Source organism: Metabacillus schmidteae (assembly GCF_903166545.1).
Lineage (GTDB): Bacteria > Bacillota > Bacilli > Bacillales > Bacillaceae > Metabacillus > Metabacillus schmidteae.
The window spans coordinates 2,249,304-2,262,089 of the sequence record NZ_CAESCH010000001.1 but is presented as its reverse complement, the minus strand read 5'-3'; the positions used below and the strand labels follow the sequence as shown (position 1 = coordinate 2,262,089).

The window sequence follows — 12,786 nt, the reverse complement described above, 5'->3', positions numbered from 1 at the left end:
ACTAACATGGTTGGCTCATTTTCTTACGTTTTTCTACAAGGTAGTTACCAATTTAAAGCAGATCTGCAGCTAATTGGGCTAGTCCTGAACGTTCACCCTTAACTAATTTCACATGTCCTGCAATTGGTTGATCCTTAAATTTCTCTACAACATAAGTAAGTCCATTATTGTATTCATCTAAATAAGGATGGTCTATTTGCTCCGGATCTCCCATTAAGACAATTTTACTACGTTCTCCTACCCGGGTTAAGATTGTCTTCACTTCATGTTTTGTTAAGTTTTGGGCTTCATCAATAATGATGATTTGATCAGGAATACTCCTTCCTCTTATATAGGTTAGTGCCTCTACCTCAATTGACCCCATTCCTGCTAAAATAGCATCAAGTTCACCTGGTTTTTTTGTATTAAATAGATACTCTAAATTGTCATATATAGGTTGCATCCATGGCCTTAGCTTTTCCTCTTTTTCTCCAGGAAGAAAACCAATATCTTTTCCGACTGGAACAATTGGTCTAGCAACAAGCAACTTTTTATATGTGCCCATATCTTCAGTTTGCATAAGACCTGCTGCTAAAGCAAGTAACGTCTTTCCAGTACCCGCTTTTCCAATTAATGTAACTAAAGGCAAGTCCGTTCTTAATAGAAGCTCTAATGCCATTGTTTGTTGAACATTCCTTGGTCTAATCCCCCAAATATGTTCATGATCAAAAACAAGCCGTTGTATTTTTTTCCCTGTATGATCTACCTTTCCTATTGCTGAGGAGGATCCTCCCAATGCATCCTTCATAATAACAAATTGATTTGGATAAAAAGGATGATTTGTAATTTCAGATAAGATCAATTCATTTTTTTCATAAAACCGATTTAAATTTTCCCCACTAATATATAAGTCAAGAAAACCCGAATAAATATGATCAATCTCAACAACACGATCACTTAGAAAATCCTCAGCTATCAGTCCAATAGCATCTGCTTTAACTCGAACCAATGTATCTTTACTAACTAAAATAACAGTTCGACCATCTTCCTTCGTTTGCTCTTCTAAAGACAAGTTCTTTGCTACAGCTAATATACGATTATCATTCGTTTTCTCAACGAAAATTTCCTGCAACTGATGAAAAGACCGATGGTTAAGTTCTATCCTTAATGAGCCGCCATTCAGTAATGGTATCTTTTCATGTAATTTTCCTGTTTCTCTAAGTTGATCAATCAGTTTGGAAACTTGTCTTGCATTTCTGCCGATCTCATCCATATAGCGTTTTTTTGAATCCACTTCTTCTAAGACTACTGCAGGAATTACAACTTCATTTTCTTCAAAAGAAAAAATGGAATTCGGATCTTGCAATAATACATTTGTGTCTAGAACATAAATCTTCCTCAAACCTCCGCCTCCTACTCCGTTGCTATTTTTTTATGGAGTGAAACAATTAGGGTGAAAAAAGTCAAGCTGTGAATGAAGCGTTGCTAAAATATATGAAAGAATGAATAAAGATAGAAGGTTTATTAGACAATAAAAATTAAAAAGCAGGAAAAAACCATCATTCAGCTCTTTCATATTGGTCATCCTAGAGACAAAAGTGTTATTTTTCAAAAGATCTGTAAAAGTTAACACCATATTATTCAAAATTAGATTTTCATTAGAATAAAGGAGTGGTGACATGAAATTCTTACTTACGATATTGTTGTTAATTGCCATTGCCGGATGTACTGCTAATCAAGGTGCTCCAAAAACTGATCAAGAAAATGATAATGGAACTGAGCCGATTAATGTTAAGAACAGTGTAGAAGAGCATGTAGATCGAAAGACTGGACAAGACATCTCAAGACATCTTGTAGATCTTGCAAACGGAATTCCTGAAGTGAACGATGCTACAGCTGTTGTTTTAGGACCCTATGCCATCGTTGGAATTGATGTGAATTCCAAGCTTGATCGAAATAAGGTAGAATCAATCAAATATGCCGTTGCAGAGAGTCTAATGCATGATCCATACGGTGCCAGAGCAATCGTAATCGCTGATGCAGATACAAATGTTAGATTACGTGAAATGGCCAATGATATACAAGAAGGACGTCCAATTGCTGGTATCTTGGACGAATTAGCTGCTATTGTGGGTAGAATTGTTCCAGAAGTACCAAGTGATATTCTTGACAACCAACGAAAACAACCTACCAACCAAAATAACGATCAACTAAATGAGCAAGAACAACAAAAACTGGAAAAAGAACAACAAGATCAATCCAACAATCATTTAAATAAATAAAACTTAAAACATTAAAAAAAGACTGCCATTAATAACTCAAGATCTTAACTAATTTATTTCATAAATCACTTAATGGTCTTTTATATGGCAGTCTTTTTTTATATTTCATTTTTCAATGCATCTAAAACTTGTTTATCAAGTTTAGCTGCTGCTTTTTCATCATAAGTTTTTACATATTGAGGTACGGTCGAAATTTTTGAACCATAGAACATGACATCTCTAATTTCTATAATGGAAAGTTCTATTAGTGCTAGTTTTAAGGGAACATTATCTAATCTTTCAGCATTAATATGTGCATTTCCATTAATCGAATATGTGGACTCGTTTGCGATTAAAGTTAAAACAACAGCAGGGTGTTTCTTGATATTATCAACAATTCTTGATCTCTGATCAATTGCAAATAATATTCTTTTTTGATCTGGTGCATATACCCATGAAATTGCACTAACATGAGGGGATCCTGTTTCATGATCGATTGTAGAGATAGTCACAAAATGTTCTTTCTGTAATTCCTGATACAATGGATCAATGAGTGCTGTTTCTACTCTATTTGCCATTTCAACCCTTCCTTTCCACTTTATACAAACATCATACCTGTTTTTTCGCTTTGTTCCAACTAAAAATATTCAAGTAAATCTTTTGTTTCTTCTATGGTATAATAATTTGGGATCATGAATTAATAACAAAGGGAATTTTATCATATGTAACAAATAGAGGTGTTTTATGAGAGTGAAGTGTGTCATATGCGATCTGGTCGAATCGATTGATGATGAAACATTAGTTGCAAAAAGATTAAGAAATCGTCCAATTCATACATATATGTGTAGTTCATGCCAAGAGCGAATTACTGATAAGACAAAAGCCAGAGTAGCAACAGGTAAGTTTCGTTTTTACCGGGATAAAAAGACTGAGGATACTTGGTAAAAATACGACTTGGAATACTTTCAGGGTTCCTCAGTGGTGTTGTTATAGGTTTTTTCTTAAAAATTGTTCAGTTTTTGACAAATATTGAGGTTTATACTCTTTTACTTAATATGGATTTCATCTATTCTAAACCTTTGAATGAGCCTATTGAGTTTTCCCTTCATATACTTGTATCAATTTTTATTGGTGTTTTATTTACAAATTTATCCCAAAAAGTAACAGGAAAAAAAGTAAAAGTCAATTTATACTGTCTCTAGGTCTGACACTACTACCAATACTTTTATATTTTCCTTTAACTTTTTTTGCCGTAAAGCAAACTCCAGAATTGACTAATGGTCAAGCATTATTTTGGTGGACCATGGGACATCTAGTATATGCGGTTGTATTGCCTCTTCCTCAGCTACTGTACAATAAAAAGAATAATACCTAAAAGAGTCAGACCTTGTTTCGATCGTTATTCGATTGAGACAAGGTCTGACTCTTTTTATTAGCGAACATCTTCTGCTTCTTGTTTTTTGGATTGGTGAAGACGAATTTTATAGATAATTAGGATAAGAGCTGCTACTACCAACCCTTCCGCTACAGGCAAAAAGATTCCTAAAAAAGTCAATACTGTACAGCCTAACGCTAAAAAGATATAGATAACAGCAGACTTTAATATCGGTAGTTTTTTAGCAAATCCCAGCTTATATACTAAAATCGATAGAAACAAAATTGTCAAATACAGCATCCACATACCTATCTCAGGATGATCGACAACACGATATAAACTTGGGAAAAACGAAAGTCTTTCTGAAACATCCATTACCTTGTCCTCCTCTTCTTAAAACAATAGGCTGATTCAAACCAAAGAATCCTCCAGTAGAATCAGCCTTATTGCATCTTTAGATTACATACCAGCTAATTTCTTTTTCTTAGCTGCTTTTTCACGTTCATTTTTATCAAGAATTTTCTTTCTTAATCGAATTGATTCAGGAGTTAGTTCACAATATTCATCATCATTTAAATACTCTAATGCTTCTTCTAATGACATAATACGTGGTTTTTTCATTGTACTTGTTTGGTCTTTTGTAGCAGAACGAATATTTGTCTGTTGCTTCATTTTACAAATATTAACGACTAAATCATTTTCACGAGTATGTTCTCCCACTATCATACCTTCGTATACATCAACACCTGCTTCAACAAAGATAATTCCTCTATCTTCAACACCTTGAATACCGTATGTTGTTGATTTTCCATTTTCCATTGAAACAAGCACACCTTGACGACGGCCGCCCACTTTTCCTGGTTGCATTGGTTGGTAGCTATCAAATGTGTGGTTAATAATACCAAATCCACGAGTTAAAGACATAAATTCTGTAGAGTATCCAATTAAGCCACGGGCAGGAACATTAAAGATTAAACGAACTTGACCATTTCCGTTATTAATCATATCGATCATTTCACCTTTACGTGCTCCAATTGATTCCATTACTCCACCTGTGTGTTCTTCAGGAACATCAATTTGAACTCGCTCAACAGGCTCACATCTTACACCATCGATTTCCTTTACGATAACTTCTGGTTTAGACACTTGTAATTCGTAGCCCTCACGACGCATATTTTCAATCAGGATTGAAAGATGCAGCTCCCCGCGTCCTGAAACAACCCAAGCATCAGGTGAATCTGTTGGATCAACACGTAAACTTACATCAGTTTGTAACTGAGATAATAAACGTTCTTCAATTTTACGTGCTGTAACAAACTTACCTTCACGACCGGCAAATGGACTGTTATTTACAGCAAATGTCATTTGTAAAGTTGGTTCATCGATACGTAAAATCGGTAGTGCTTCTTGGTGTTCCACCGGACAAACTGTTTCACCAACATTGATATCTTCCATACCTGATACTGCTACAAGATCTCCTGCAACAGCTTGTTCTACTTCAACACGCTTTAGCCCTTGGAAGCCAAATATTTTTGATACGCGGAAGTTTTTGATAGAACCGTCAACCTTCATAAGTGATACTTGTTGTCCAACTTTCATCGTTCCACGGAACACACGGCCAATTCCAATACGACCAACATAATCATTATAGTCTAATAGTGCTACTTGAAATTGAAGGGGCTCCTCATGATTGTCAACCGGTGCCGGAATATGACCAACAATTGCATCGAATAATGAAGCCATATTTTCCTCTTGATCTGCCGGATCAGGGCTTGTGCTAGCTGTACCATTGATTGCAGAAGCAAACACTACCGGGAACTCTAATTGATCCTCATTTGCATCCAGTTCAATGAATAAATCTAATACTTCATCAACTACTTCTGATGGACGAGCAAAGTCTCTATCGATTTTATTTACAACAACAATTGGTGTAAGGTTTTGCTCTAAAGCTTTCTTTAATACAAATCTTGTTTGTGGCATACATCCTTCATAAGCATCAACAACTAGTAAAACACCATCAACCATTTTCATGATACGTTCTACTTCGCCGCCAAAGTCGGCATGTCCTGGAGTATCCATGATGTTAATACGAGTGTCCTTATAATTAATTGCAGTATTTTTTGCTAAGATCGTAATTCCACGTTCACGCTCAAGATCATTTGAGTCCATTGCACGTTCAGCAACTTGCTCATTTGTACGGAATGTTCCTGATTGGTGTAACAGTTGGTCAACCAATGTTGTTTTTCCATGGTCAACGTGGGCAATAATAGCAATGTTGCGAATATCATTTCGAAGTTTCACTATTTCATCTCCTAAAAATGTATAATAACAAGAATAAGTGTCTAACTCCTATTCTTGCTGTATTCTGAGTTAATATGATCATTATTTCAAAATCACCTTCGATATTATACCACAAACAATCTAGAAAAGCTGAAAGTTTTTAAGTAAACTGTAGAAAGAGGTAAAAATATCTGTTGTAAGGTTGGGAGCTGTTTGTAAAATGAAACAAGGAAAGTGGATTTTTCTCGTACTAGCTATTTTAGCAGCTGTATGTATGATCGGTATTGGTATAGCTATCGGAGAACGCAGTATCATCGGCATTCTTTTAGCTATTATCGGATTAAATGGCGTTATGGCGGCAGGTTTTATTTATAAGAAAAGAATGCGTGAAAAAGGGTTAATTTAAATGAAAAAGAAGGGATCAATGAATGATTCCTTCTTTGTTTTATAACGGTAATACAAATATCATGTATTCCTTTTGTGTTACTTCATCTTTTTCTACCTTAAATTGTTCAAATCCACAATTCCCTAAAAATTGCAACCATGAGTCTCTCTCAATTGGACAACCGGCAAATAATGCTTTATGACCTTTTCGCGACAATTCTTCCTTATACTGGTCAATGACCTTCTTCCCGAAACCTCTGCGATATTTAGACGGATTGATTAATATTGTTCCTATCCAAGGCTTTTCATTCGAAGGTGACCATTAAACAATAAAGCTGATTCCTACATTGTTACCAAACTCATCCCACCAAATTCTCCATTGTCCATTATACATCGTGTAAGAAAGTAAGTAAGTTTCTAAATCATCACTTACACATTCCTCTCCTTGCCACTCCGGACTAGCAGCTATCAATTCTTGAAAAAAAGGGAGGTCTCTCGACTGAAGTTCTCGAGACGATAATTTCATCAATTACTTAAATATTCTTCAATAATATGTTGATGTAAATACTTCTCACCGATAAAGAAACTGTTTTTGGATAATAAATCCAGCGGCTTTCCATCTAAAGTAGAGACAGTGCCACCCACTTCATCAATTAAGATAATCCCAGCAGCGAAATCCCATGGAGCTAATCTCATTGTTATGTAAGCATCTAATCTACCTGCTGCAACATAAGCACACTCAATAGCAGCAGAACCATAAGAGCGAGTCCCTCGTACCTTTTTTACAATTGGTACAATGGTTTTATGATCAAAACGTTTATTTTCCGTTACCCATACCGGACTTACACTTATAACAGCCTCTTCTATCTTCACTTGGTCAAGCTTAGGTAGAGGTATGTCATTCATATATGCACCATTCCCTTTGAATGCATGATAAAGCTCTTTATGAACAACATCATAAATTAATCCTATGTATCCAACCCCATCACCGTATATACCAATTGAAATAGCAAAATTGCGCTGTTGATGAACAAAATTCATTGTTCCGTCAATTGGATCAATAATCCAAACAACACCTTCAAGATCTGTTACTTCATCCCCATAGCCTTCTTCACCAAGAATACGATGATCAGGATATGTTTCGTGGATTTTCCCGATGAGAAATTGTTCTATTTCTTTATCCATATTTGTAACCAAATCATTTGGATTTGATTTAAATTGGATAGAAAGTGTTGATTCAAATGATGATCTTATAATTTCTCCTGCCTCTTGTATCCATTGTTTTGCGTGTTGATCAATTTCAAGCCAATTCGTCATTATGCTACCTCTTTTCTATGTATATATCCAATATTCTAATTTTAGCATACTGTAATGAATTAACAGAAATCAAGTAAGAGCATTTTTGTCGCGCAGATAAAAACGAACCTGATTGTTAGGTTCGTTTGTAGATAAACTTAATCTCCATCTATGCCTGGAGCTTCATCCACTCTTTTCTTAGCTTCTCTAATTTTTGTTTACACTCTATTTTTTTCTTTTGATCTTTATTTTGCATCGCTTCATAAAGGGTGGCTAATTCGTAATCAAGTTCAAGCCTTAACACCCCAATACGATTATTCATCATTTTCTGACCACTCGTCTTTACAATTTGTTTCATTTTTACCGCCCCTTTCATTCTTTTGTTTTTTTAAAAAGGTACCAACAAAGCGATTTCAAAGAGTTTATTTAAGTTTTAATAGTTTTTTATATAATATGTGTGTATAAAAAAAGTTGGAACTGCTTAGACGAAATTGTGTATATACCTAGTAAGTACCACCTAAGTAAAGGTTCAAAACGTCGTTCGCAGATTATAAATAGGAGATTAGGAACACAATTTATTGAGAAAAAACTATTCTTTGTTTATAATTGATAATTATTATAAACAAAGAATTTATCTAACTAGGAGGACACAAGATGGTAAGTTTTAATAGTTTTACTAAAGAGGATTTTGACACATTTACAATAGATGGTCTTGATAACAGAATGGAAGCTATTCGTGAGAGAATACAACCTAAATTTAAAGAACTTGGACAAGCCTTAACAGATGATCTTTCAGCAAAATTGCAAACTGAAATGTTTTTACATATTGCGAAGCATGCAAGAAGATCAGTTAATCCACCAAAAGACACTTGGTTAGCGATTGCTGGTAATAAACGTGGATATAAACAGCATCCACATTTTCAGGTTGGGTTATTTGATGATCACTTATTTATTTGGTTAGCCTTTATTTATGAATTACCGAATAAAGACGGAATTGCTAAAACATTTTTAACCCATATTGATGAACTCAATAAATTTTCTTCTAAAGACTATGTCGTCTCTCTCGATCATACAAAAAAAGATGCAAAGCCTTTTGAGGAAATTGATTCGAAGAGCTCGTTAGAACGTTTTAGAGATGTAAAAAAAGCGGAATTTCTTATTGGGCGTCACTTTCAAGCAGCTGATCCTGTCGTACATAATGGTGAAAAGTTATATCATATTATTCGTGAAACATTTGAAGAGTTAACACCATTATATAAACGATCCTTTAATTAATTTACTTTCTAACTAGCTGAAATTTTCACATATCTAATATAAGTCATGAATTCTTTATCGGCTCTAAAACAATAAAAAGGTCTGATCTTAAATATAAGATCAGACCTTTTTCAATTACATCTTAATAGAATGTTCATTTGAATCTTTTGTTTTTTTTACGACCTTATAAGATGAGTACCCACTGACCTCTTCAAACTCATTACAAATTGTTTTTTCATCTGACTTACTTGGTACTATTTCTTTAAATCTTCTATAAGCAGATAACATATCGGTACGATCAATTCCTTGTTCATAAGCTTTTTCAATACATTCAAAAAATTTGATTACATCTACGATTTCCTCAGTACTCCAATCAAGGGAGATAGGATATTGATAATCCATAGTAATTACCTCTTTCTTATATTATCAGGACCATTTTTCTCGTATTTCTTTGGCCTCTCTGATGATTCGATCCATTAGCACTTGAACAGACGGGATGTCATTAATTAAACCCATAACTTGTCCAGCCCATGCAAATCCATCATCAATCTTACCATCATATATGTATCTTTTGTTAGCAATTCCACTAATATAATCCTTTAATTGCTCATAATCACCATTATTTTTCTCAATCTCTAAGATTTGATCTGTCCAACCATTCCCTATCGCTCGTGCAGGTGCTCCTAGCGATTTCTTAATAACAACGGTTTGGTTTTCATCATTTTTTACTAACGCCTGCTTATAAAGAGGATGTGCATGTACACATTCCTTCGTCGCGATAAAACGAGTACCCATTTCAATACCCTCAGCGCCTAAACTTAAGGCTGCCATAAAGCCTCGACCATCTCCAATACCTCCGGAAGCAATAACTGGAATAGTGACAGCATCTACAACTTGAGGAATCAACACCATAGTTCCAACATCGGTTCTTCCTAAATGACCTCCTCCTTCTTGTCCTACCACCATCACAGCATCAGCACCTAACTCTTCTGCTTTTATTGCTTGCCTCTTAGCTGCTACAAGCACTAATTTCTTCACATTAGCACCTTTTAATATCTCAAAGATAGGTGCAGGATTCCCGCCGGTCATTGAAATAACAGGGACATTTTCATCAACAGCTACCTGCACTAGTTCTTCATACCCTCTTCCATGTTGGCCAATAGCAAAATTTACGCCGAATGGTTTAGTTGTTCTCATTCTCGTCTTTTTTATTTCTTCCCTTAGCGCATCAGCTGAATCAAGTGACATCGCTGTAATTTGACCTAATCCTCCAGCATTTGAAACAGCTGCTGCAAGTTCTGAATATGCTAAATATGCTAAACCTCCTTGTACTATAGGATACTTAACACCTAACATCTCCGTTACTCTCGTATTCCAATTCATTTTATATCCTCCTACCTCCGTATGCATATCTAGTTTATATTCCAGATGAACGAACATTTTTCCTTTTATATTTTTAAAGCCAATACGTTAATTTTTATATTTTTATTGACTGACATTATCGATAACGATATAATTCATTTGTTTTATGTTAAATAAATAGTCAGATTTCGACACAAACTCTACATAAAAGAAAATGTACCCGAAACTGAGATAACTCGTTTAGTGACATATGTACAATTGCTATTTTTCGTCATGTCCTACACATTATAATAATAAAACTAATAACAGAAAAAGAAGGTGGAAAAAAGTTGTCACAATATGAGACACCATTATTTACAGGTTTAGTAGAACACGCAAAAAAAAATCCAATACAGTTTCACATACCCGGGCATAAGAAAGGTGCAGGAATTGATCCAGATTTCAGGGCTTTCATTGGTGATAATGCGCTCTCAATTGATTTAATAAATATTGGTCCGTTAGATGATTTACATGCTCCTAAAGGGATAATAAAAAAAGCACAGGAGTTAGCTGCAGAAGCATTTGGTGCCGATCACACATTTTTTTCTGTACAAGGGACGAGCGGAGCTATAATGACAATGGTAATGGCTGTATGTGGGCCTGGAGATAAAATTATTGTACCTAGAAATGTACATAAATCTGTTATGTCGGCTATTGTCTTCTCAGGAGCTACACCGATTTTTATTCATCCAGAAATTGATAAAAGATTAGGTATCTCACACGGCATTACGACAGATGCAGTCGCTAAGGCGCTTGAGCAACACCCAGATGCAAAAGGAGTATTAGTGATAAATCCAACCTATTTTGGAATATCAGCTGATTTACAAAAAATTGTTGAGATCGCTCATTCTTACTCTGTCCCTGTTTTAGTAGATGAAGCACATGGAGTGCACATACATTTCCATGAAGACCTGCCCCTGAGTGCAATGCAGGCGGGAGCAGATATGGCTGCAACAAGTGTTCACAAGCTTGGTGGCTCCATGACTCAAAGCTCTGTTTTAAACGTTAGAGAGGGCCTTGTATCGCCTCAGCGAGTGCAATCAATTTTAAGTATGATGACGACAACCTCTACTTCATATTTATTATTAGCTTCACTAGATGTAGCGAGAAAAAGATTAGCTACAGAAGGCCATGAATTAATTCAGAAAACGATTGAGTTAGCTAATTACACGAGAGATCACATAAACGAAATCCCCAATATCTCTTGTATAGGGAAAGAAATACTTGGGACAAAAGCAACCTTTGATTATGATCCGACGAAATTAATTATACCTGTTTATGAGCTTGGCATTACAGGCTATGATGTTGAAAAATGGTTGAGAGAAAATTATCAAATTGAAGTGGAATTATCCGATTTATATAATATTCTTTGCATTATAACACCAGGTGACTCAAAAGAAGAAGTCGATATGTTAATTCGAGCTTTAAATGAATTATCACACCAATATCAAGCATTACAAGACCAATCAAAAACAAAGGAACGCATCTTTTTACCTGATATTCCTGTACTTGCATTAACTCCACGTGATGCATTTTATGCTGAAACTGAAGTTGTTTCTTTTAACGAATCTGCCGGAAGAATAATTGCTGAGTTTATCATGGTTTACCCACCAGGTATCCCAATTTTTATTCCAGGAGAAATTATTACAGAAGAAAATTTGACATATATTAAGAAAAATTTAGAAGTAGGTTTACCTGTTCAAGGACCAGAGGACCCTACATTAGATACAATTAGAGTCATTAAAGAACACCGTGCTATTAGATAGATGTTAGAAAAAAGGGACAGTCCTCCAATAAAAATATATCCTTCTCAATTCTGAAGTAGTATATATTTTTTTGGTAACTGTCCCTCCATTTATGCACGTACAAAATTAGCACGATATGTGAAACCCCTTTTATTTGATTGCTACTTTAACAAATTTTTGATTATTTTGATTACAACAATCCTGGTGACTACATTTACCATATAATGTCGTCACTTTTTCACCTTCAACATGACCAATTGTAGAGTTGCAGTGCTGACATACGATTGTTCCCATCTCCATACCCCTTTTCAATCAATTTTTCACTCTCAATATCTCCTAATCTTTGAAAGCGTATAACATTTCTTGTATTTATAATAATATAACACATTTGAAACGTCAATACCCAATTTGTATAACACATTAAAATATATAAATTAAAATCACATCAATATATAAGCTTTATTTATATATAATTCAACAGCTGGTACATTATACATACTTATAAACACTCTCAGTCATCTGAACCTTTAATTTTTATAGTCAATCTTAACCATTGTGTCATACTAAAACTATAACTACTTTGTATGAGAAGACAAAAGTTAGAAGTGATGAGACAGAAAAGATGAATGCTGCTTTTCTTTTTTCTATAAATGACAATGCAATCAAATAGGAAAGATAGAAAAACATGAGTAGTAAAATGGATTTGGCTAACAAGCTATCTTTATTTGATAACCATTCGATCACACTATAGCTACTCCATAAAATTAGATGTACACAAGATAGTAATCCCCAGACCATTTTCATTTCACAA

General features: G+C 34.7%; 17 protein-coding genes. 5 read left to right on the top strand and 12 right to left on the bottom strand.

Annotated elements, in window-relative coordinates:
* Positions 1 to 52: 52 nt before the first annotated feature.
* A complete protein-coding gene (locus tag HWV59_RS10795) occupies positions 53 to 1,381 on the bottom strand; it encodes a PhoH family protein (protein ID WP_102232056.1) in 1,329 nt (442 codons plus the stop codon).
* Between the two features lie 277 nt (positions 1,382 to 1,658).
* Here HWV59_RS10795 and HWV59_RS10790 point away from each other — a divergent pair, with 277 nt between their 5' ends.
* Complete coding sequence (locus HWV59_RS10790; protein WP_102232055.1) at positions 1,659 to 2,261, top strand: YhcN/YlaJ family sporulation lipoprotein; 603 nt, start codon at positions 1,659 to 1,661, stop codon at positions 2,259 to 2,261.
* A gap of 98 nt (positions 2,262 to 2,359) precedes the next feature.
* On the opposite strand, the gene HWV59_RS10785 is transcribed toward HWV59_RS10790, so the two are convergent.
* Entirely contained in the window at positions 2,360 to 2,818 is a 459-nt protein-coding gene (locus HWV59_RS10785) for a pyridoxamine 5'-phosphate oxidase family protein (protein ID WP_102232054.1), read from the bottom strand.
* 166 nt (positions 2,819 to 2,984) lie between these two features.
* Between HWV59_RS10785 and HWV59_RS10780 the strand changes: the two genes are divergently transcribed.
* A complete protein-coding gene (locus HWV59_RS10780) occupies positions 2,985 to 3,185 on the top strand; it encodes a YlaI family protein (RefSeq protein ID WP_102232053.1) in 201 nt (66 codons plus the stop codon).
* Positions 3,186 to 3,672: 487 nt separating this feature from the next.
* On the opposite strand, the gene HWV59_RS10775 is transcribed toward HWV59_RS10780, so the two are convergent.
* Positions 3,673 to 3,990 carry a YlaH-like family protein gene (locus HWV59_RS10775; RefSeq protein ID WP_102232051.1) on the bottom strand — a complete coding sequence of 106 codons (318 nt, stop codon included), beginning with the start codon at positions 3,988 to 3,990 and terminating at the stop codon, positions 3,673 to 3,675.
* A gap of 84 nt (positions 3,991 to 4,074) precedes the next feature.
* Positions 4,075 to 5,916 carry a translational GTPase TypA gene (typA, locus tag HWV59_RS10770; RefSeq protein WP_102232050.1) on the bottom strand — a complete coding sequence of 614 codons (1,842 nt, stop codon included), beginning with the start codon at positions 5,914 to 5,916 and terminating at the stop codon, positions 4,075 to 4,077.
* A gap of 199 nt (positions 5,917 to 6,115) precedes the next feature.
* On the opposite strand from typA, the gene HWV59_RS10765 reads away from it, so the two are divergent.
* Positions 6,116 to 6,301: a DUF5325 family protein gene (locus HWV59_RS10765; protein ID WP_102232049.1), complete on the top strand. Its 186-nt coding sequence runs from the start codon at positions 6,116 to 6,118 to the stop codon at positions 6,299 to 6,301.
* 39 nt (positions 6,302 to 6,340) lie between these two features.
* Here HWV59_RS10765 and HWV59_RS27040 read toward each other — a convergent pair whose 3' ends face one another.
* The 4 genes from HWV59_RS27040 to HWV59_RS10750 form a co-directional block, all read right to left on the bottom strand.
* Positions 6,341 to 6,496 carry a hypothetical protein gene (locus tag HWV59_RS27040; protein WP_235991711.1) on the bottom strand — a complete coding sequence of 52 codons (156 nt, stop codon included), beginning with the start codon at positions 6,494 to 6,496 and terminating at the stop codon, positions 6,341 to 6,343.
* A gap of 105 nt (positions 6,497 to 6,601) precedes the next feature.
* Complete coding sequence (locus HWV59_RS27035; RefSeq protein ID WP_235991710.1) at positions 6,602 to 6,805, bottom strand: hypothetical protein; 204 nt, start codon at positions 6,803 to 6,805, stop codon at positions 6,602 to 6,604.
* The gene (locus HWV59_RS10755; protein ID WP_175638830.1) at positions 6,805 to 7,596 is read right to left on the bottom strand and encodes an inositol monophosphatase family protein; all 792 of its coding nucleotides are present in this window, start codon (positions 7,594 to 7,596) and stop codon (positions 6,805 to 6,807) included. The genes HWV59_RS27035 and HWV59_RS10755 overlap by 1 nt, the downstream gene beginning before the upstream one ends.
* Before the next feature lie 148 nt (positions 7,597 to 7,744).
* Positions 7,745 to 7,933, bottom strand: a complete 189-nt coding sequence (locus HWV59_RS10750; protein ID WP_026560515.1) for a hypothetical protein — start codon at positions 7,931 to 7,933, stop codon at positions 7,745 to 7,747.
* 296 nt (positions 7,934 to 8,229) lie between these two features.
* On the opposite strand from HWV59_RS10750, the gene HWV59_RS10745 reads away from it, so the two are divergent.
* Positions 8,230 to 8,850, top strand: coding sequence for a YktB family protein (locus HWV59_RS10745; RefSeq protein WP_175638829.1), 621 nt, complete (start codon positions 8,230 to 8,232; stop codon positions 8,848 to 8,850).
* 114 nt (positions 8,851 to 8,964) lie between these two features.
* On the opposite strand, the gene HWV59_RS10740 is transcribed toward HWV59_RS10745, so the two are convergent.
* Together HWV59_RS10740 and HWV59_RS10735 are read right to left on the bottom strand one after the other, a co-directional pair.
* Positions 8,965 to 9,231, bottom strand: coding sequence for a UPF0223 family protein (locus tag HWV59_RS10740; protein WP_175638828.1), 267 nt, complete (start codon positions 9,229 to 9,231; stop codon positions 8,965 to 8,967).
* Positions 9,232 to 9,255: 24 nt separating this feature from the next.
* Positions 9,256 to 10,239, bottom strand: coding sequence for an NAD(P)H-dependent flavin oxidoreductase (locus tag HWV59_RS10735; protein WP_175638827.1), 984 nt, complete (start codon positions 10,237 to 10,239; stop codon positions 9,256 to 9,258).
* 281 nt (positions 10,240 to 10,520) lie between these two features.
* Here HWV59_RS10735 and HWV59_RS10730 point away from each other — a divergent pair, with 281 nt between their 5' ends.
* Positions 10,521 to 11,996 carry an aminotransferase class I/II-fold pyridoxal phosphate-dependent enzyme gene (locus HWV59_RS10730; protein ID WP_102232044.1) on the top strand — a complete coding sequence of 492 codons (1,476 nt, stop codon included), beginning with the start codon at positions 10,521 to 10,523 and terminating at the stop codon, positions 11,994 to 11,996.
* A 129-nt stretch (positions 11,997 to 12,125) separates the two neighbouring features.
* On the opposite strand, the gene HWV59_RS10725 is transcribed toward HWV59_RS10730, so the two are convergent.
* Both HWV59_RS10725 and HWV59_RS10720 read right to left on the bottom strand, forming a co-directional pair.
* A complete protein-coding gene (locus HWV59_RS10725) occupies positions 12,126 to 12,269 on the bottom strand; it encodes a GapA-binding peptide SR1P (RefSeq protein WP_102232043.1) in 144 nt (47 codons plus the stop codon).
* 264 nt (positions 12,270 to 12,533) lie between these two features.
* Positions 12,534 to 12,779 carry a hypothetical protein gene (locus tag HWV59_RS10720; protein ID WP_102232042.1) on the bottom strand — a complete coding sequence of 82 codons (246 nt, stop codon included), beginning with the start codon at positions 12,777 to 12,779 and terminating at the stop codon, positions 12,534 to 12,536.
* Between the last annotated feature and the right edge of the window lie 7 nt (positions 12,780 to 12,786).